Source organism: Streptomyces sp. NBC_00271 (assembly GCF_036178845.1).
In the GTDB taxonomy this organism is placed as follows: Bacteria; Actinomycetota; Actinomycetes; order Streptomycetales; family Streptomycetaceae; genus Streptomyces.
Window position 1 is genome coordinate 7,565,703 of sequence record NZ_CP108070.1, and the last position, 19,742, is coordinate 7,585,444.

Consider the following 19,742-nt stretch of genomic DNA (forward strand, 5'->3'; position numbering starts at 1 on the left):
TCGGTTCGGCATTGGGTGATCCGTAATGACGCAGGAGGCGCACGTGACGCAGGGACCGCTTACGACAGAGGCCGGCGCGCCGGTGGCCGACAACCAGAACAGCGAGACCGCGGGCGTCGGCGGCCCGGTGCTCGTTCAGGACCAGCTGCTTCTCGAGAAGCTCGCCCACTTCAACCGTGAGCGCATCCCGGAGCGTGTCGTGCATGCCCGGGGCGCCGCCGCCTACGGCACCTTCACGGTCACCGCGGATGTCACCCCGTACACCCGTGCCACGTTCCTCTCCGAGGTCGGCAAGCAGACCGAGACCTTTCTGCGGTTCTCGACGGTGGCCGGCAACCTCGGCTCCGCGGACGCGGTCCGTGACCCCCGCGGCTTCGCGCTGAAGTTCTACACCGAGGACGGCAACTACGACCTCGTCGGCAACAACACCCCGGTGTTCTTCATCAAGGACGCCATCAAGTTCCCCGACTTCATCCACACGCAGAAGCGCGACCCGTACACCGGTTCGCAGGAGGCCGACAACGTGTGGGATTTCTGGGGCCTCAGCCCCGAGAGCACGCACCAGGTGACCTGGCTCTTCGGCGACCGGGGGATTCCTGCCTCCTACCGGCACCTCAACGGGTACGGCTCGCACACCTACCAGTGGAACAACGAGGCCGGCGAGGTCTTCTGGGTCAAGTACCACTTCAAGACCGACCAGGGCATCAAGAACCTCACTCAGGCGGAGGCCGACAGGCTCGCCGGTGAGGACCCCGACTCCCATCAGCGGGACCTGCGCGAGGCCATCGAGCGCGGTGAGTTCCCGTCCTGGACCGTGCAGGTGCAGATCATGCCGGCGGCCGACGCGGCGACCTACCGGTTCAACCCGTTCGACCTCACCAAGGTGTGGCCGCACGAGGACTACCCGCCGATCGAGATCGGCAGGCTGGAGCTCAACCGCAACCCGGAGAACATCTTCGCCGAGGTCGAGCAGTCGATCTTCTCGCCGGCGCACTTCGTGCCGGGTATCGGGCCTTCCCCCGACAAGATGCTTCAGGGGCGGCTCTTCGCCTATGGCGACGCGCACCGCTACCGCGTCGGCATCAACGCCGACCACCTGCCGGTGAACCGCCCGCACGCCGCCCAGGCACGCACGAACTCCCGTGACGGCTCCCTGTACGACGGTCGCCACAAGGGCGCGACGAACTACGAGCCGAACAGCTTCGGCGGTCCCTTCCAGACGGACCGTCCGCTGTGGCAGCCGATCGCGGTGACCGGCCACACCGGTGAGACCGAGGCGCCGTCCCACTCCGAGGACGACGACTTCGTGCAGGCGGGCAGTCTGTACCGCCTGATGTCGGAGGACGAGCAGGGGCGTCTGATCGCGAACCTGGCGGGGTTCATCGCCAAGGTCTCCCGTGATGACATCGCCGAGCGCGCGATCAACAACTTCCGTCAGGCTGACGAAGACTTCGGCAAGCGGCTGGAGGCCGCGGTCCAGGCCCTGCGCGGCTGACAATCAGCACTGGATCGCTTGTCGTGGGCGGTGGGCCGGATCCCCTCTGAGTTCTGAGTGAGGGGGGTCCGGCCCGTCGGCATGTGCGGGCCCGGCGGTGGTGCCCGGGAGGGGCGCCTGGGGGGCGCCTGGGCGCCTACGCGGGTACCCGCTGCCGCTTCGGAGCCCAGCAGCGGATGATGTCGCGGACCGAGACGATGCCGACCGGGCCGTTGTCGTCGAGCACGATCAGGTGTCGGAAACCGCCGTGTGCCATCGCCGCCGCGGCTTCCTCCAGGGTCCAGACGGGGGCGGCGAAGACGACGTCGGTCGTGGTGTGGGTGCTCGCGGTCTCGGTGTCCGGGTTCTGACCGAGGGCGATCGAGTTGAGGATGTCGCGTTCGGTGAGGATGCCGAGGCCGGAGGAGTCTTCGTCGTGGACGACGGCCGCGCCTACGCGGCGGGAGGACATCAGGCAGGCCGCCTGACGGAGTGTGTGTGCCGGGCCGATGGTGAGGACCACCGTGCTCATGGCGTCGCGGACGAGCATGGGCTGGAGCCACCTCCTTGGTGAAGCGCCAAGAGAAGCGATTCACAAGTTCACAAGTGGGGGGACTCTCAGAGTCGCAGTTAAAGGGAGGGTCAACAAGAGGGCGTGCGGAGACTTTCGGGGGCGCCCATGGATCACAAGGGCGCGCCTTCGGCTCTTCAGTACCGCTGGTTCAGGTAACCCAGCAGCTCGTCGTGGAGGATGCCGTTCGACGCGGCCGCGTTGCCGCTGTGCGGGCCCGGGCGGCCGTCGAGGCCCGTGAAGGATCCGCCCGCCTCGGTCACCACGATCGCGTTCGCCGCCATGTCCCACAGCGACAGCTCGGGCTCCGCGCAGATGTCCACCGAGCCCTCCGCCACCATCATGTACGGCCAGAAGTCGCCGTACCCGCGCGTGCGCCAGACCGCCTTCGTCAGGTCCAGGAAGCCGTCGAGGCGGCCCTGGTCCTCCCAGCCGGACAGTGAGGAGTACGCGAAGGACGCGTCGGCCATCCGCGAGACCTGGGAGACCTTCAGGCGGGTGGCCGAGGACAGGCTGCGGCCGGTGAACGCGCCGTGCCCCTTCGCCGCCCACCAGCGGCGGCCCAGCGCGGGCGCCGAGACCACTCCGACCACCGGCTGGTAGCCGCCCTCCCCCGCTTCCATCAGGGAGATCAGCGTGGCCCAGACGGGCACCCCGCGGACGTAGTTCTTGGTGCCGTCGATCGGGTCGATCACCCAGCGGCGCGGGCCGGTGCCCTCGATGCCGTACTCCTCGCCGAGGATCGCGTCGCGTGGCCGTGCCCGCTGGAGGTGGCCGCGGATCAGCTCCTCGGCGGCCTTGTCCGCCTCGCTGACCGGTGTCATGTCCGGCTTGGTCTCGACCTTGAGGTCGAGCGCCTTGAACCGGTCCATCGTCGCCGCGTCGGCGGCGTCCGCCAGGACATGGGCCAGGCGCAGGTCATCGCGATAGTCGGGCATGACTGCACCGTATATGGCCCACTCGGGCCACAGCCATACGGCCCGGGGGATCATCGGGCACGTTCATGGGGCTCGGGGGCGCCTCTGGGGCGCGGGCCGTACGGCCGGATTGATCATCGCGGCGTGCGGGGGTCGACGTACGCCCCTCGACGCCGCCGCGAACCCTTGACAGTGCCCCTGCGCGCGTCAAATCTGAGCTGCAGTGCCGCCCGCTCGCCCCCAGGGAGGCGAAAGATGCCTGCAGCGCGGGAATCCCTTCTGGATGCCGCCTATACGGCGCTCGCACACCGCCCGTGGTCCACGGTGCGGATGGTCGACGTCGCCGCCGTGGCCGGTGTGTCCCGCCAGACGCTCTACAACGAGTTCGGAAGCAAGGAAGGGCTCGCGCGCGCCCTCGTGCGGAGGGAGGCCGACGGCTATCTCGCCGGTGTCGAGCGCGCGCTGGCCGCCCACGCGGACGCGCGCGAGCGGTTGGTCGCGACCGCCGAGTGGACCACGTCGGCGGCCCGGGGCAACGCGCTCGTACGGGCCATGCTGACCGGGTGCTGGAGTGAGCGGCTGCCGTCGCCGACGCTCTCAGCGGTGCCGTCGTCGTCCGCGGTGCCCGCGCAGCGCAGGGCCGACGGGCCGTTGCCCTCGCCCGCCGACTTCGTGGCGCTCGTACGGGATCGGGCCGTCGCGGCGTTGTCCGGGCCCGGGGCGATGTGGGGGGACGTGGGGGAGTTGGCGGGGGCGTGTGAGTTGGTGGTGCGGTTGTCGTTGTCGTGTGTGGCGGCTCCGCCGGGGGAGGGTGGGGTGACGGAGCTGGTGCGAGGTGCGTTGCCGCGGCAGTGGAGATGACTCGCCTACTGGGGTGCCGGGGAGCGGGCGTCGGCGGGTGCGGCGTCGTTGTGGCTGGTCGCGCGGTTCCCCACGCCCTTAAAGGGGCGCTTCAGTGAGCGGAGCCCGAGAGCTGTAGGCCGATGACGCCGATGATGACGAAGCTGATGGAGACGATCTTGAGCGTCGACACCAGGTCGCCGAGGAAGATCATGCCGTAGATGGCGGTGCCCGCCGCGCCGATGCCGGTCCACACCGCGTACGCCGGGCCGACGTCGAGCTTGCGCAGGGCGAGGGTCAGCAGGCCGAAGCTGCCCAGCGCGAAGACGCAGAAGGCGATCGTCGGCCAGAGTCTGGTGAAGCCGTGCGAGAGCTTCAGACAGACGGCGAAGCCGGTTTCGAGCAGTCCCGCCACAACGACCAGCAGCCACGCCATGTCTCGTCCTCCCGTGTCCGCACGTCGACTGCTTCGCCTGGCCTGGGTCCGGCTTGGTGCGATTATGCATTTGCCGACCGGCTAAGCACTTACCGACGGGCCGCCCACGCAAACAACGCGGAGGTCACAAGGGGGCGCAGGGGACTCAGTCACCTTCCGTGCGTTCCCGCGTCGCCAGCAGCCGGCGCAGGGAGTAGAGCCGCTGCGGGTCCGCGTGGCCGTCCGCCACCCACTGGTCCAGCGCGCAGTCCGGCTCGTCGTGGCTGCACGCGCGCGGACAGCCCTCGGTACCGGGTTCGAGGTCGGGGAAGGCGTGGATGACCCGGGACGGGTCGACGTGGTGCAGGCCGAAGGAGCGGACGCCGGGGGTGTCGATGACCCAGCCCTCACTGCCCGGCAGCGGGATCGCGCGCGCCGAGGTCGTGGTGTGCCGGCCGCGGCCCGTGACGGCGTTCACGTGGCCGGTGCTGCGCCGTCGCTCCTGCGAGACCAGCGCGTTGACCAGGGTCGTCTTGCCGACGCCGGAGTGCCCGACGAACGCCGTGATCTTGCCGTCCAGCTGCTTGCGCACCCGGTCCACCGCCGCGCCGCTCTCCAGCTCCGCACGGCTCGTCACGACGTAGGGGACGCCCAAGGCCCCGTACAGCTCGAGGAGTTCGTCGGGCGGGGCGAGGTCCGACTTGGTCAGCACCAGCAGGGGCTCCAGGCCGGCGTCGTACGCCGCGACCAGGCAGCGGTCGATCAGGCGGGGGCGCGGCTCGGGGTCGGCGAGGGCGGTGACGATGGCGAGCTGGTCGGCGTTGGCGACGACCACGCGCTCGTAGGGATCGTCGTCGTCGGCCGTGCGGCGCAGTACCGAGCTGCGCGGCTCGATGCGGACGATGCGGGCGAGGGTGTCCTTCTCGCCGGACAGGTCACCGACGATCGCGACGTGGTCCCCGACGACGGCGGCCTTGCGGCCCAGCTCGCGGGCCTTCATCGCCATCACGAGGCGGTCCTCGACGAGGCAGGTCAGACGGCCCCGGTCGACGGTGACGACCATGCCCTCGACCGCCTCCTCGTGCTTGGGGCGGATGTTCGTACGCGGACGGTTGCCCTTGCGGTTCGGGCGCTGGCGGATGTCGTCCTCGTCGGTGTTCTTGCCGTAGCGGCGCATGATCCCGGTCCGCCCGTCAGTTCCCGAGCATTCCGGACCACATGTCAGGGAAGTCCGGCAGGGTCTTGGCCGTCGTCGCCACGTTCTCGATCTGGACGCCCTCCACCGCCAGCCCGATGATCGCGCCGGCGGTCGCCATGCGGTGGTCGTCGTAGGTGTGGAAGATGCCGCCGTGCAGTCGGCGCGGGCGGATGTGCAGCCCGTCGGCGGTCTCGGTGACGTCACCGCCGAGTTCGTTGATCTCCTTGGTGAGCGCGGCCAGCCGGTCCGTCTCGTGCAGGCGCAGATGGGCCACCCCCCGCAGGGTGGACGGGGAGTCGGCGAGAGCCGCGACCGCCGCGATGCCCGGGGTCAGCTCGCCGACCTCGCTCAGGTCCACGTCGATGCCGTGGATCGCACCCGAACCGGTGAACTCCAGACCGCTCTCGGTCAGTTCGCAGGAGCCGCCCATCTCGGTGAAGATCTCCCGCAGCCGGTCACCGGGCTGGGTGGTGTGCGAGGGCCAGTCGGGGATGACGACCGTGCCGCCGGTCACCAGGGCCGCCGCCAGGAACGGCTGGGCGTTCGACAGGTCCGGCTCGATGATCAGGTCACGGCCGAGCAGCGCGCCGGGCGTGACCCGCCAGACGTTGGGCTCGCCGCCCGACTCCGGGGTGTCCACCTGCGCGCCGACCGCGCGCAGCATGTCGACCGTCATCCGGATGTGCGGCATCGAGGGCAGCGTCGAGCCGATGTGGCGGACCTCCACCCCCTGGTTGAAGCGTGGGCCGGACAGGAGGAGAGCGCTCACGAACTGGGACGACGAGGACGCGTCGATCTCCACCGGGCCGCCGTCCAGGGCGCCGCCGCCGTGCACGGTCAGCGGCAGCGCGCCGCGGCCGTCGTCGTCGATGCGGGCGCCGAGCAGACGCAGCGCGTCGATCACACCGTTCAGCGGGCGCTCGTACGACCGGGGGTCGCCGTCGAAGCGGATGGGGCCGTCCGCGAGGGCGGCGACCGGGGGCAGGAAGCGCATCACGGTGCCGGCGTTGCCGACGTCGACCGTGGCCGGGCCCTGGAGACCCGAGGGGATGACCCGCCAGGCCTCGCCGGAGGCGTCCGGGCCCGCGGCGACCGTGGAGCTGGACGCCACCGTCTCCTCGATGCCGACGCCCATCGCGCGCAGCGCGCCCGCCATCAGCAGCGTGTCCCGGGAGCGCAGCGGGCGGCGCAGCCAGCCCGGCTCCGAGGCGAGCGCGGCAAGGACGAGGGCGCGGTTGGTGACCGACTTGGACCCCGGCACGTGGACCGTCGCGTCGACGGCTCCGCTCGCGTGCGGGGCGGGCCAGAGGGCGGTGTGGGCGGGGTTCGCGGTCATGCGCCCACTTTAGTGGGTGGGGGTGGGGGTAGATCTTGATCAAAAGTGACGGAATGTGATCGAAAGTTGCTGGGGTGCCTCAGTGCCCCAGCAGCCAGCGGCCGCCGCCCAGCAGGGAGCACAGGGACACCGCGTGGAACAGGAACAGCCACAGCCCCGCCGGGACGTGGGTGAGGCGGGAGAGCTGGTCGGCGTCGGAGTCGCCGGCGCCGCCCCGGCTGCGCTTGGCCTGGAGCTCGAAGGCCGGCCGGACGCCGCCGAGCAGCAGGAACCACACCACGGCGTACGCGAAGGCCGCCTGTACCTGGGGTCCGGTGAGCCAGGACACCACCAGGAACGTACCGCCGGTGAGGACCACCGTGAGCGCCCCGTAGGCGTTGCGGATCATCACCAGCATCGCGACGAGCAGGGCCGTGGCCAGCCACAGCAGCAGGGTGATGCGGCCCACGCCCAGCAGCGCGGCGCCGCCGAGGCCGAGCAGCGGGGGAGCGGTGTAGCCGGCCGCCGCGGTGAGGATCATGCCGAGGCCGGTGGGCTTGCCGCGGCTGACGGTGAGACCGCTGGTGTCGGAGTGCAGCCGGATACCACTGAGGCTCCGCCCGGTCAGCAGCGCCACCAGCCCGTGGCCGCCCTCGTGCGCGATGGTGATGGCGTTGCGGGAGAGACGCCACACGCCGTGCGGGACGATCACCGCGAGAGCGGCGACCAGGGTGGCTATCACCACCCACAGGTCGGGGTCCGGCTGGGTGCCGGAGACCTGGTCCCAGAGCGAGGCCAGCGAGGTGGATGCGGTGCTGTCCATTGTCTGCGGTGGCTCCCTCTGGTGGCGCGGAATCTGGCAGTGTGGCACGTATGTGCGGACGGTATGCAGCGAGTCGTAGGCCCGAGGATCTCGCAGGAATCTTTGAGGTCGAGAAGTGGGAGCCCGAGGAGACCTTGGACCCCGACTACAACGTGGCTCCGACCAAGGACGTCTATGCCGTCCTCGACCGCCCCCTTAAGGACGCGGAGAGTCCGAAGCCGGTTCGCCAGCTGCGCAGGCTCAAGTGGGGGCTCGTCCCGTCCTGGGCCAAGACGCCCGAGGGCGGCGCCCGGATGATCAACGCCCGCGCGGAGACCGTGCACGAGAAGCCCTCGTACCGCCGTGCCTTCGCCACCCGGCGTTGCATCGTCCCCGCCGACGGCTACTACGAGTGGGTCACCGCGTCCGCCGAGCGCGATCTCGAGGTCGAGGGCAAGAAGAAGCGGCCACGCAAGCAGCCGTACTTCGTGCTCCCCGCGGACGGCTCGGTCTTCGCGATGGCCGGGCTGTACGAGTTCTGGCGCGACCGGACGCTCCCCGACGACCACCCCCGGGCCTGGTGGGTGACGTGCTCGGTGATCACGACCGAGGCGGAGACCTCACCGCTCGCGGTCGCGCCCGCCGAGGGGCCGCACGCCCTCGCCGACATCCACCCCCGGATGCCCCTGATGCTCACCCCGGACCGCTGGGACGCCTGGCTCGACCCGGCCCGTACGGATGTCGACGGCCTGCGCGAGCTGCTCGCGCCGCCGCCCGCCGGTCTGATGCGCGCCTATCCCGTCTCCACGGCCGTCAGTAACGTCCGCAACAACGGGCCGGAGCTGCTGAAGGAGCTGGAGGGCCCCGAAGAGGGCACACTCTTCTGACGTGACGGAGGTCATGGAAGCCTTCCGTGGCAGAGATCATGGAAGCCGTGACTGAGATCATGGAAGGCTGACGTGACGGAGATCATGGACGTGATCGAGACGGTCGAGACGGACGCCGGTACGGCCCGCGTCACCTGGCACCGGGCCAAGAAGCCACGCCTCGTGCTCGCTGTGAGTCACGGCGCGGGCGGCGGTATCGAGGCGCGCGATCTCCAGGCGCTGGCCGCGGTGCTGCCCGGGCACGGCGTGAGCGTCGCGCTGGTCGAGCAGCCCTGGCGGGTGGCCGGGAAGAAGGTGGCGCCCGCGCCGAAGACCCTGGACGTCGGATGGCGGGGCCTGTGGTCCACGGTCGCGAAGCCCGGAGTGCCGGTGGTCGCGGGCGGGCGCAGCGCCGGGGCCCGCGTCGCCTGCCGTACGGCGACGGAACTCGGCGCCACCGCCGTCCTCGCCCTCAGTTTCCCGCTGCACCCGCCCGGCAAGCCCGAGAAGTCCCGCGCCGACGAGCTCCTCGGCGCCGGGGTGCCCACCCTTGTCGTCCAGGGTGGCAACGACCCGTTCGGCAGGCCGGCGGAGTTCCCGAAGGGCTCGCACGAGCTGATCGAGGTGCCGTACGGAGATCATGGCTTCGCCGTGCCGAAACGGGCACCGATCGACCAGGACGCGGCCCTGGAGATCGTCACCGACGGCGTTGTGAGGTGGATCGCGTCACTCGGGTGACGCACGGGAATGTCGGGCGGTGGACCACTGTTGTGTCGAGCAGACAGCACGGAGCGTGCTGAACCGTTCGAACGAGAGGAAGTCCGCCGCATGGGTTCGACCATCTGCCCGAACCGCAGCAGTAGCCCTGAGCTGGACTGGACGGTGCTGCACGCGGCGAAGACCGCCCCCGTTCGAGCGGCGGCGGGTGTGGATGTTCGTCTATCCTCCGATTCGAGTGGGACCGGTTTCGGTCCTGCCACGTCGCTGGAGGAGGTGGGTCCGGTCACTGGGACCGACGCAGGGACCGATCACGGCCAGGCGGAGCAGCCCGAGGGCCAGGGCACGAGCACGGAGTCGTCCGCCGAGCGCACCGCGCGCTTCGAGCGGGACGCGCTCGAATTCCTCGACCAGATGTACTCGGCCGCCCTGCGCATGACGCGCAACCCGGCCGACGCCGAGGATCTGGTGCAGGAGACGTACGCGAAGGCGTACGCGTCCTTCCACCAGTTCCGCGAGGGCACCAACCTCAAGGCTTGGCTGTATCGCATTCTCACCAACACCTTCATCAACTCGTACCGCAAGAAGCAGCGCGAACCCCAGCGCAGTGCGGCCGAGGAGATCGAGGACTGGCAGCTCGCGCGTGCCGAGTCGCACATGTCGACCGGTCTGCGCTCCGCGGAGTCGCAGGCGCTCGACCACCTGCCCGACTCGGACGTCAAGGCTGCACTGCAGGCGATCCCCGAGGAATTCCGCATCGCGGTCTATCTCGCTGATGTAGAAGGCTTTGCGTACAAGGAGATCGCGGACATCATGGGGACACCCATCGGTACGGTGATGTCCCGGCTGCACCGGGGCCGTCGCCAACTGCGCGGCATGCTCGAGGACTACGCCCGTGACCGCGGGCTGGTCCCGGCCGGCGCCGGAGAGTCGAACGAAGCGAAAGGCTCGGGCTCATGAGCTGCGGAGAGCCGCACGAGACGGATTGCAGTGAGGTACTCGACCACCTGTACGAGTTCCTCGACCATGAGATGCCGGACTCGGACTGCACCAAGTTCGAGGTGCACTTCGAGGAGTGCTCCCCGTGTCTCGAGAAGTACGGACTCGAGCAGGCCGTGAAGAAGTTGGTCAAGCGGTGCTGCGGCCAGGACGACGTGCCGACCGATCTGCGCGCCAAGGTCATGGGTCGTATCGACCTGATCCGCTCCGGTCAGACCGTGCCCGAGCACGACGTCACCGCGACGCCCCAGGAGTCCTGAACTCCCCGGGAAGATCGTCCGGTTATCACCCGAACGTGCTAATCCGCGGGCTCCGAGCCCGCGGATTCGGCCATTGCCGCCCCCGTACCGTTCCCACCGCCCTAGGCTCCGGAGCCTGACCGGGGCAGGAGACGTCCGGGGGAGGGAACGAGGCGATGGGGTCGATTCCGACGTGGGCCCGTTTCTACGTCGTCTGTGTCGTCCTGGCCGCCGTGGCCTGCCTGGCTCCGCTGCCCGCCGTTCACGCACCCTGGTGGATCGTCGCCCTGCTCGCCGCGCTGTACGCCGGCTGCGAGCGGATCCCCTTCCCGCACAGCCCCAAGGGTGCCGCCACCCGCGTCGCCGAGCGGGGCGCCCCCAGAGGGCTGGGCACCTTCCTGCCCGTGCTGCTCGCCGGGGCCTTTCTGCTGCCGCCGGCGGCAGCCGCGCTCGTGGCGCTGCCGGGCGCGCTGCTCGCCCGTGTGGAGCAGCGGCCGCGGTGGCTGCGGCGGGTCTGGCGCGCGGCCCAGCTCGCCGTCGCGGTCTGGGCGGCGTCCCGGGTGCACTGGGCGCTGGGCGGCCGGGACGCGGTCGCCCTTCCCCACTTCCCGTACGCGCTCGTGCCCGCCGGGGCCGCGGTGCTCACCTTCTGCGTGGTGCTGACCGCGCTCGACGGCGGGATCCTCGCGCTCGCCGAGCGGGTGCCGGTGCGGGGTGCCTGGCGCGGGCTCTTCTCGCGCTCCCTCGCCTCCGTCGCCGTGCACGGGCTCGCCGGGCTGATGATGGCGGTGCTGTGGCGCAGTCCGTACGGTCCCGTCGCCGCGTTGCTCGTCCTGCTGCCGATGTACGTGTCCTGTTGGGCGTTCGCCCAGTACCACCGGGAGCGGGCCGCCCACCAGGCCACCATCCGGGCCCTCGTGCAGGCCGTCGACATCAAGGACGGGTACACGCGCGGGCACAGTGAGCGGGTCGGGCAGGCGTCCATGATGATCGCCCGTGAGCTGGGCATGGACGACGAGCGTGTCGAAGTGCTGCGCTTCGCCGGGATCCTGCACGACGTGGGGAAACTGGGCGTGCCCACGCGGCTCCTGCGCAAGGACGGGCCGCTGACGCCGGAGGAACGGCGGATCATCGAGCTGCATCCCGAGTACGGGCACGAGATGGTGCGCGGCATCGGCTTCCTCGGGGAGGCGCGGTCGGCGATCCTGCACCACCATGAGCGGATCGACGGGAGCGGGTACCCGTACGGGCTGGTGGGACGCCAGATCCCGGAGTTCGCACGCGTGGTGGCCGTCGCCGACGCGTTCGACGCGATGACGTCGACCCGGTCCTACCGGCGGGCCAGGCCGGTGCCGGTGGCGCTGGAGGAACTGGAACGGTGTGCGGGGGCGCAGTTCGATCCGGGGATGGTACGGGCCCTGGTGCGAGCGCTGAACCGACACGGGTGGCATCCTGCGGTGACCGCGGGGGTTTACCCGCCCTCCCCCGAGTTCTCGACTTCGCTCGAACAGGGGGGACCCCCATCGCCCGTTTCCAGTCGGACAGAGGGGAACCCGACAGACAAAGACGCATCCCCGACGAGGACGACGGGTACGCGTCCCTTGGGCGCCGACGAGTCCCCTCCGTCGGGCGGTGGCGTCGGGCGGGGGCGGTCATGAGTGCCGTCGGGGTGGAGATTTCCGGGTACGGGATCGTCGGGCGAGCCCCGTTCACCCTCACCCTCGTTCACGCGGTCGCCCTGCTCCTCGCCGTTGTCTCGCTGGCCGTCGTCTTCTGGCACGGTCTCGACGAACGAGGTGTCGCGCTCGCCTTCGGGATCCTCATCGCCGTGGGGGAGCTGGCCCGCTGGAGCGGGGCCGAGGAACGGGAGTCGGCGCCCCTCGCCGCCGCCGGAGCCCTCGCCTACGCGCTGCTCGGCGAGAACGCCGGACACCGCGCCGACCACGGCGTCCTCGAGATCGTCGCCGTCGTCGTGGCCGCGGCCCTCATCGGCTGCGTACCGCACGTCGCCCGGGGCCGCGGGCCCACGGCCGACCACCTCACCCGGCGCGTGCTCACCGTCGGCTTCGCCGCGGTCTGCTTCCAACCCCTCTACAACCAGGGGAGGTTGATGGGCTGGGGCGGCCCCTCGTACGCCCTGTTGCTGGTCTCCCTGCTGGTGCTCACCGCGCTGTGCGACGCCGTGCTCGCGGCGGCGATGGCGCACGCCCGGACCCGCTGGCCCTTCGGACCGCTGCTGCGGGACGAGCTGCGGGCCACGCTCGGCATCGGGTCGGCGGTCTGCGCGACCGGGGCCGTGATGTCGCTCGCGGTGGCGGTCGTCGGGCTGTGGGCGCTGCCCGTGTTCTCGCTGCCCCTGCTGCTCACCCAGCTCTCCGTTCGGCGGTACGCCGCCGTGCGCGTCACCTATCGGCAGACGATCGCCTCACTCGCGCGGGCGACCGAGATCGCCGGGTACACCCCCACCGGGCACGCCCGGCGGGTCGCCGAGCTCAGCCGGGCCGTCGGCCGTGAGCTGGGCCTGTCCGAGCCCGATCTGACCGTCCTGGAGTACGCGGCGCTCATGCACGACATCGGACAGCTCAGCCTCGTCGACCCGGTGCCGGCCGGAGCCACCTCCGTGCTCTCCGCCGACGAGCAGCGGCGCATCGCCCTCCTCGGCGGCGCCGTCGTACGTCAGACCGGCGTGGACGCCGAGGTCGCCGTGGTCGTGGAGCGGCAGGCCGATCCGTACCGGGAGCAGCCGGTCACGGCACGGATCGTGCGGGCCGTCAACGCATACGAGGAGATGGCCAGGGAAGCAGGCCCGGGAGGGCCCCTCACCGCCCTGGAGAAGCTGCGCCTGGCCACCGCCCGCGACTATCAGCCCGAGGTCGTGGAGTCGCTGGCCAGGGTCCTGTTGCGGGGCACCCTTACCCTGCCCCAGGCTGGGTAACCCATGGGTAATGAGCGCCCGTCCAACGGTCCGTGGTTGGATGCGAGGAAGAGGGCGTTCGGGGGCACGGGCCAGCCCGGGGCTGCGCTGTCTTCAGGAAACTCTTCAAAGGACCGGCAGGCGGGAAACGCAAGGAACTGGCAGGCGGGAATCGTGAGGATCTTCGGCAAGGGACGACACCGGCCCTCCGCCTCATGGCGGCAGGCCACCGATCGCGCGTTCACGCTGATCGGCGACGGCCGGTACGAGGACGCGGGAGCGCTGTTGACGCGCGCCGCGGACCTGGAGCCCTGGCTGTCGGAGTCCTGGTTCAACCTGGCCCTGCTGCACAAGTTCCGGCACGACTGGGAGCAGGCGCGGGCCGCGGGCCTCAGGGCCGTCGCACTTCTCGACCGGGAGACGGGCGCCCCCGACTGGTGGAACGTCGGGATCGCCGCCACCGCCCTGCAGGACTGGCCGCTGGCCCGCCGTGCCTGGCAGGCGTACGGGCTGCGGGTGCCCGGCGGGGCCGCCGTCTCCGGGGAACCGGTGGGCATGGACCTCGGCAGTGCGGCCGTACGGCTGTCGCCGGAGGGCGAGGCCGAGGTCGTGTGGGGGCGCAGGCTCGATCCGGCCCGGGTGGAGGTCCTGTCCATTCCGCTGCCGTCCTCGGGGCGGCGCTGGGGCGAGGTCGTGCTGCACGACGGTGTCCCGCACGGGGAGCGGACGACCGCCGCCGGGCACGCCTATCCCGTCTTCGACGAGATCGAGCTGTGGGCGCCCTCCCCGGTGCCCACCTGGGTGGTCCTCCTGGAGGCCGCCACCGAGGAGGACCGCGACGCCCTGGAGCAGCTCGCGGCGGACGCCGGCTTCGCCGCGGAGGACTGGTCCTCGTCCGTACGGCTGCTGTGCCGGATGTGTTCCGAGTCGCGGATGCCGTCCGACGAGGGCGACGGTGAGCATCTCGACCCGCACGACCACAGCGAGCCCGGGCATCCGGGGCCGCTCGGTCACCGCACCGACGGGCAGCTGTGGGTGCCGGAGCGGGAGTGCGGGGTGGCTGCGCCGGCCGGGCTGGTGCGGGGGCTGTTGGACGGGTGGGTCGCCGACAGTCCGGACTCCCGGGACTGGCGGGATCTCGAAGAGGTTTGCTGAGCGTCGCGGGTTCACCGCGGGCCGGTGGGTGCTTGTCGCGCCCACGCGGCGGAGCCGCAGATCAACACAGTCCCGCGCCCTCGCCGGGCGCCACCCCCGTACCCTGTATGAGCACCACACCCCTGGTTTCGAGGAAGGCGTACGTCGGTCATGGCGCAGCAGGACACCGAGCAGCAGCACTCTGGAGTGCTCCCCGTGGACGACGAGGGTTTCGTCAACGACACCGAGGACGGTGAGGAGCGCGAGGCGGCCTACCGTGAGCGCGGTACCTCGCGGCCGATCACGGTCGTCGGCAACCCGGTGCTGCACAAGGAGTGCAAGGACGTCACCGAGTTCGGGCCCGAGCTCGACCAGCTGGTCGCCGACATGTTCGCCAGCCAGCGCACCGCCGAGGGCGTGGGCCTGGCGGCGAACCAGATCGGTGTCGACCTGAAGGTCTTCGTCTACGACTGCCAGGACGACGAGGGCAAGCGGCACGTCGGTGTCGTCTGCAACCCCGTCCTCGTCGAGCTGCCCGCCGAGCAGCGCCGCCTCGACGACAGCAACGAGGGCTGCCTCTCGGTGCCGACCGCCTACGCGCCGCTGGCCCGCCCCGACTACGCGGAGGTCACCGGGCAGGACGAGAAGGGCAACCCGATCAAGGTGCGCGGCACCGGCTACTTCGCGCGCTGCCTCCAGCACGAGACCGACCACCTGTACGGCTACCTCTACATCGACCGGCTCTCCAAGCGCGAGCGCAAGGAAGCCCTGCGGCAGATGGCCGAGAACGAGCCCCGCTACCCGATCGTCGCGAACGACTGAGTCGCGGCAGGACAGTTGGGGCTCGCGCGCACGCGCGGGTCGGTTCGAGCGGCGTCTGGTCAGGGGGAACTCCTTGACCAGGCGCCGTTCGCATGTGCGTCGCACATCCGATCCCTTGTGCTCCTCTAGTGATCCATATTCAGTCACACAAGGGGAGATTCTCAGCACTGTGGGGTAGCGAGTGGAGTAAATCCGTTCCCAGAACGGTCAGTTGTGGTGCTGAATGGGAAGTGCGGGGATACGCAACGGCGCACGCCCGGCACAGCGGGAGGGGCGCGGCGTCAACTGGCGGCTGAGAGGGGTTTGTTCGTGCATGCATTCTCACACGGCACTTCATCGACACCGACCGTGGTCGCGGTTCCACCGGCGCTCTCTCTCCCGGTGATCGAGTCCGCGTTTCCCCGCCAACTGCACCCGTATTGGCCGAGGCTTCAGGAGAACACACGTTCGTGGCTGAGGGAAAAACGCCTCATGCCGGCGGACAAGGTCGACGAATATGCCGACGGCCTTTGCTATACGGACCTGATGGCGGGCTACTACATTGGCGCTCCCGACGAGGTCATGCAGGCGATAGCGGACTACAGCGCGTGGTTCTTCGTCTGGGACGACCGCCACGACCGCGATGTCATCCACGGCAGGCCCGGCGCCTGGCGGAGGCTCCGGTTCCAGCTTCATGCGGCTCTCGACTCCCCGAGGGAGCACCTGCACCACCGGGATCCCCTGGTCGCGGGGTTCGCGGACACCATGGTGCGCCTGTACTCGTTCCCGACCAGGAAGTGGAACGCGCGCTTCGCCCGGCATTTCCACGCGGTGATCGAGGCGTACGACCGGGAATTCCGCAACCGTGTCAACGGCACCGTGCCCACGGTCGAGGAATATCTGGAACTGCGGCGGCTCACCTTCGCGCACTGGATCTGGACCGACCTTCTGGAGCCGAGCGCGGGCTGCGAACTTCCCACCGCCGTGCGGAACCATTTCGCATATCGGCGGGCGGCGCTGCTGAGCCAGGAATTCGCGGCCTGGTACAACGATCTCTGCTCGCTCCCGAAAGAAATCGCGGGCGACGAGGTCCACAATCTCGGAATCAGCCTCATCCATCACGAGGGGCTGACACTCGAAGAAGCGGTCCAGGACATCCGGCGGCGGATCGAGGAATGCATCACCGAATTCCTCGACGCGGAAAAGGACCTCAACCGGTTCGCCGAAACACTCGCGGACGGCACCGTGCACGGCAAGGAATTGAGCCTCGCCGTGAAAGCGTGCCTCGGCAATATGCGGAACTGGTTCAGCTCCGTGTACTGGTTCCACCACGAGTCCGGCCGGTACACCGTCGACAGCTGGGACGACCGCTCCACACCCCCGTACGTCAACAACGAAGCGGCAGGTGAGTCATGACCGTCGAGTCCGTGAAGCCCGCGCAACCCGCGGCACCGCAGCTGCCCGTCCCACCCCTGGCCGGGGGCGGCGTACCCGTCCTGGGCCACGGCTGGAAACTGGTCCGCGACCCGCTGGGCTTCCTCGCCCGGCTCCGCGACCACGGCGACGTCGTACGGCTCAAGCTGGGCCCCAAGACGGTGTACGCGCTCACCTCGCCGGCCCTCACCGGAGCGATGGCGCTCAGCACCGACTTCAAGATCGACGGACCCCTCTGGGAGTCCCTGGAAGGCCTGCTCGGCAAGGAGGGCGTCGCCACCGCGAACGGGCCCAGGCACCGTCGTCAGCGCCGCACCATCCAGCCCGCGTTCCGACTCGACATCATCCCCGAGTACGGACCGATCATGGAGGAGGAGGCGCGTGCGCTCGCCGAGCGCATGGGGTCGGGCGAGCCCGTCGACTGCACCTCCGAGTCGTTCCGCGTCGCCGTGCGCATCGCGGCCCGCTGTCTGCTGCGCGGCGAGTTCATGGACGAGCGCGCCGAGCGGCTGAGCGTCGCGCTCGCCACCGTGTTCCGCGGCATGTACCGGCGCATGGTGATCCCGGCGGGCCCGCTCTATCGGCTGCCGCTTCCGGCCAACCGCAAATTCGACCGCGCATTGGCCGATTTGCATCTCCTAGTCGACGAGATCGTCGCCGAGCGCCGCGCATCCGGTCAAAAGCCGGACGATTTGCTGACGGCATTGCTGGAAGCGAAGGACGAGAACGGCGAGCCGATCGGCGAACAGGAGATCCACGACCAAGTCGTAGCGATACTCACGCCCGGCAGCGAAACCGTGGCGTCCACGATCATGTGGCTGCTGCAAGTCCTCACCGAACACCCAGAACACGCCGCGCGGGTGGCCGAGGAGGTCAAATCCGTCGTCGGGGACCGGCCCGTCGCATTCGACGACGTCCGGAAGCTGTCGTACACCAACAATGTCGTTGTCGAGTCGATGCGGCTGCGCCCCGCCGTATGGATTTTGACCCGGCGGGCGGTGACCGAAACCGAACTCGGCGGCTATCGGATACCCGCAGGTGCCGACATCGTCTACAGTCCGTTCGCCATCCAGCGTGATCCGCGCTCGTACGACGGGCATCTGGATTTCGACCCCGACCGCTGGCTTCCGGAACGCGCCAAGGACGTCCCGAAGCACGCCATGAGCCCCTTCAGCGTGGGCAACCGGAAGTGCCCGAGCGACCACTTCTCGATGGCGCAGCTCAGCCTGATCACGGCGACGGTGGCGTCCCGGTGGCGGTTCGAGCAGGTCTCCGAGTCCAATGACGCGACCCGCGTCGGCATCACCCTGCGTCCGTACCGGCTGCTGCTGAGGGCCCTGCCGCGATGACCGCGCGACGTCGTCCGCGGTGACCCCGTGTCCGTACCGGTGCGCCTTCAGGCAGCCCGCGGGCCCCTGAACGTGCGCCGGTACGCCTGCGGGGTCGTCCCCAGGCTCCGGACGAACTGGTGGCGCAGCGCGGCCGCGGTGCCGAACCCGGTGCGGCCCGCGATCGCGTCCATCGTCTCGTCCGACGCCTCCAGCAACTCCTGTGCCAACAGCACCCTTTGGCGCAGGATCCAGCGGTACGGGGTGGTGCCGGTCTCCTGCTGGAACCGGCGTGCGAAGGTGCGCGGGGACATGTGGGCGCGGGCCGCGAGCTGCTCGACGGTCACCTCCCGGTCGAGGTGGCGCTCCATCCATACCAGCACCTCGCCGACCGTGTCGCAGGTGGAGCGGGGCAGCGGGCGCTCGATGTACTGGGCCTGCCCGCCGTCCCGGTGCGGGGGCACCACCATACGGCGTGCGATGGCGTTGGCGACCTCGGGGCCCTGTTCCTTGCGGACGATGTGCAGACAGGCGTCGATTCCGGCGGCGGTGCCGGCCGAGGTGATCACCGGGTCCTCGTCCACGTACAGCACGTCCGGTTCGACGATCGCCTTCGGGTACTGCCGGGTGAGCTCCTCGGCGTGGTGCCAGTGCACGGCGCAGCGCCGCCCGTCGAGGAGCCCGGCCGCGCCGAGCACGAAGACACCGGAGCAGACGCTGAGCACCCGGGCGCCGCGGTCCGTGGCGCGGTGCAGGGCGTCGAGCAGTTCGGGCGGATAGGACCGGGTCACATAGGAGTTCCCGGCGGGGAGAGCGATGAGGTCGGCGCTCTCCAGCCGCTCCAGGCCGTGCTCCGTGGTCAGCGAGAACCCCGCGTGGGTGCTCAGGGTCGGGCCCTCGGCGGAGGCGACCGCGAAGTCGTAGACGGGCAGGCCGTCGTCGCTGCGGTCGATGCCGAACACCTCGCAGACGACCCCGAGTTCGAAGGGGTGCACACCGTCGAGCAGGACCGCGGCCACGTTTTTCAGCATGTCCGCCAGTGTGCCTCGTCAGTGGCAGGAAATCGAGGGTGTGCGGCAGTCCTGCCACTGACGCCGAAGGGCGAGTGGTACGACAGTGGTGTTCATGAAGATGCTCATCGACAACTCGGACACCACCGTCGGAATCCTGACCGTCCTCGCGCTCTTCGTGGTCCTGGCCCTGCCCGCGTTGATCGGCACGGCCCGCGAGCGGCGCATCGACCGTCAGCTAGGACTTCGTGACCAGCACCGTGACCGTCCACTCCTGAATGCCCTTGCACGACACCTTGCCCGGGGCGGTCGCGCAGAGCGGCCGGGAGGAGGCGAGGTGGACCGTTCCCGCCGAGACCGCCTTGAAGGCGGAGCTCGCGTCGCCCGGCTGAAGGACGACGCCGCTGTTGGTGGCCTCTAGCCCGGTGCCGCTGACCTTGACGGGTGTCCACGGCCGACTGGTGGTGCCGTCCAGGGTGAGGCGGAGTACGCCGCCGGCCGTGAGGCAGTACGTGTGGCCGGTGTCGGCGGCGCCGAGCTCCGCGGGAGCCGTGTCACAGCTCGGGTGGCTCGTCGTGGGGGACGGCGACACGCTGCGGCTGCCGCCCGCGTCACCGCCGCCCTGTGTGCCGCAGCCCGCGAGGAGCAGCGTCAGGGCCGTGAGGGCGAGGATCCGATGGTGGGTCGTACGGCGCATGGGGTGGCACCTCCTTGTCGCTTGGACGTGCCACCCCCGCATCAGGATCCACACAGGGACACAGGGCCCTG

20 protein-coding genes are annotated in these 19,742 nt (G+C 70.2%); 12 read left to right on the forward strand and 8 right to left on the reverse strand.

Annotated elements, in window-relative coordinates:
* Positions 1–25: 25 nt before the first annotated feature.
* Positions 26–1,495: a catalase gene (locus tag OG798_RS34500; RefSeq protein ID WP_328758211.1), complete on the forward strand. Its 1,470-nt coding sequence runs from the start codon at positions 26–28 to the stop codon at positions 1,493–1,495.
* A 136-nt stretch (positions 1,496–1,631) separates the two neighbouring features.
* Here the strand turns inward: OG798_RS34500 and OG798_RS34505 are convergent, their stop codons facing one another.
* Positions 1,632–2,024, reverse strand: coding sequence for a CBS domain-containing protein (locus OG798_RS34505; RefSeq protein WP_095852688.1), 393 nt, complete (start codon positions 2,022–2,024; stop codon positions 1,632–1,634).
* A 158-nt stretch (positions 2,025–2,182) separates the two neighbouring features.
* Complete coding sequence (gene hisN, locus OG798_RS34510; protein WP_067369310.1) at positions 2,183–2,983, reverse strand: histidinol-phosphatase; 801 nt, start codon at positions 2,981–2,983, stop codon at positions 2,183–2,185.
* Between the two features lie 234 nt (positions 2,984–3,217).
* Between hisN and OG798_RS34515 the strand changes: the two genes are divergently transcribed.
* Entirely contained in the window at positions 3,218–3,823 is a 606-nt protein-coding gene (locus OG798_RS34515) for a TetR/AcrR family transcriptional regulator (protein WP_095852687.1), read from the forward strand.
* A gap of 91 nt (positions 3,824–3,914) precedes the next feature.
* Here the strand turns inward: OG798_RS34515 and OG798_RS34520 are convergent, their stop codons facing one another.
* The 4 genes from OG798_RS34520 to OG798_RS34535 all read right to left on the reverse strand — a co-directional run bounded on the left by OG798_RS34520 (position 3,915) and on the right by OG798_RS34535 (position 7,553).
* On the reverse strand, positions 3,915–4,238 hold the full coding sequence (locus OG798_RS34520; RefSeq protein WP_267062779.1) for a DMT family transporter: 324 nt from the start codon (positions 4,236–4,238) through the stop codon (positions 3,915–3,917).
* A gap of 145 nt (positions 4,239–4,383) precedes the next feature.
* On the reverse strand, positions 4,384–5,394 hold the full coding sequence (rsgA, locus tag OG798_RS34525; protein ID WP_095852686.1) for a ribosome small subunit-dependent GTPase A: 1,011 nt from the start codon (positions 5,392–5,394) through the stop codon (positions 4,384–4,386).
* A 16-nt stretch (positions 5,395–5,410) separates the two neighbouring features.
* Positions 5,411–6,751: a 3-phosphoshikimate 1-carboxyvinyltransferase gene (gene aroA / locus OG798_RS34530; protein WP_097224824.1), complete on the reverse strand. Its 1,341-nt coding sequence runs from the start codon at positions 6,749–6,751 to the stop codon at positions 5,411–5,413.
* A gap of 79 nt (positions 6,752–6,830) precedes the next feature.
* Entirely contained in the window at positions 6,831–7,553 is a 723-nt protein-coding gene (locus tag OG798_RS34535) for a M50 family metallopeptidase (RefSeq protein ID WP_097224823.1), read from the reverse strand.
* A gap of 50 nt (positions 7,554–7,603) precedes the next feature.
* Between OG798_RS34535 and OG798_RS34540 the strand changes: the two genes are divergently transcribed.
* The 10 genes from OG798_RS34540 (at position 7,604) to OG798_RS34585 (ending at position 17,985) form a co-directional block, all read left to right on the forward strand.
* On the forward strand, positions 7,604–8,419 hold the full coding sequence (locus OG798_RS34540; protein ID WP_097224822.1) for an SOS response-associated peptidase: 816 nt from the start codon (positions 7,604–7,606) through the stop codon (positions 8,417–8,419).
* Positions 8,420–8,503: 84 nt separating this feature from the next.
* A complete protein-coding gene (locus OG798_RS34545) occupies positions 8,504–9,136 on the forward strand; it encodes an alpha/beta hydrolase family protein (protein ID WP_267063914.1) in 633 nt (210 codons plus the stop codon).
* Between the two features lie 255 nt (positions 9,137–9,391).
* Positions 9,392–10,075: an RNA polymerase sigma factor SigR gene (sigR, locus tag OG798_RS34550; RefSeq protein WP_054228152.1), complete on the forward strand. Its 684-nt coding sequence runs from the start codon at positions 9,392–9,394 to the stop codon at positions 10,073–10,075.
* Positions 10,072–10,374 carry a mycothiol system anti-sigma-R factor gene (rsrA, locus tag OG798_RS34555; protein WP_054228151.1) on the forward strand — a complete coding sequence of 101 codons (303 nt, stop codon included), beginning with the start codon at positions 10,072–10,074 and terminating at the stop codon, positions 10,372–10,374. Before sigR ends, rsrA begins: the two co-directional genes overlap by 4 nt.
* 155 nt (positions 10,375–10,529) lie before the next feature.
* Positions 10,530–12,011, forward strand: coding sequence for an HD-GYP domain-containing protein (locus tag OG798_RS34560; RefSeq protein ID WP_097224821.1), 1,482 nt, complete (start codon positions 10,530–10,532; stop codon positions 12,009–12,011).
* On the forward strand, positions 12,008–13,288 hold the full coding sequence (locus OG798_RS34565; protein ID WP_097224820.1) for an HD-GYP domain-containing protein: 1,281 nt from the start codon (positions 12,008–12,010) through the stop codon (positions 13,286–13,288). Before OG798_RS34560 ends, OG798_RS34565 begins: the two co-directional genes overlap by 4 nt.
* Before the next feature lie 153 nt (positions 13,289–13,441).
* Complete coding sequence (locus OG798_RS34570) at positions 13,442–14,422, forward strand: tetratricopeptide repeat protein (RefSeq protein ID WP_095852680.1); 981 nt, start codon at positions 13,442–13,444, stop codon at positions 14,420–14,422.
* Between the two features lie 150 nt (positions 14,423–14,572).
* Positions 14,573–15,223 (forward strand): peptide deformylase, encoded by a 651-nt coding sequence (def, locus tag OG798_RS34575; RefSeq protein WP_054228148.1) that lies wholly within the window; start codon positions 14,573–14,575, stop codon positions 15,221–15,223.
* A gap of 309 nt (positions 15,224–15,532) precedes the next feature.
* Positions 15,533–16,618: an epi-isozizaene synthase gene (gene cyc1 / locus OG798_RS34580; protein WP_267063915.1), complete on the forward strand. Its 1,086-nt coding sequence runs from the start codon at positions 15,533–15,535 to the stop codon at positions 16,616–16,618.
* Positions 16,615–17,985, forward strand: coding sequence for a bifunctional albaflavenone monooxygenase/terpene synthase (locus OG798_RS34585; RefSeq protein ID WP_095852678.1), 1,371 nt, complete (start codon positions 16,615–16,617; stop codon positions 17,983–17,985). Before cyc1 ends, OG798_RS34585 begins: the two co-directional genes overlap by 4 nt.
* A 47-nt stretch (positions 17,986–18,032) precedes the next feature.
* Here OG798_RS34585 and OG798_RS34590 read toward each other — a convergent pair whose 3' ends face one another.
* Together OG798_RS34590 and OG798_RS34595 are read right to left on the reverse strand one after the other, a co-directional pair.
* Positions 18,033–18,995 carry a GlxA family transcriptional regulator gene (locus tag OG798_RS34590; protein ID WP_095852677.1) on the reverse strand — a complete coding sequence of 321 codons (963 nt, stop codon included), beginning with the start codon at positions 18,993–18,995 and terminating at the stop codon, positions 18,033–18,035.
* A 217-nt stretch (positions 18,996–19,212) separates the two neighbouring features.
* Positions 19,213–19,671 carry a hypothetical protein gene (locus OG798_RS34595; RefSeq protein WP_095852675.1) on the reverse strand — a complete coding sequence of 153 codons (459 nt, stop codon included), beginning with the start codon at positions 19,669–19,671 and terminating at the stop codon, positions 19,213–19,215.
* Between the last annotated feature and the right edge of the window lie 71 nt (positions 19,672–19,742).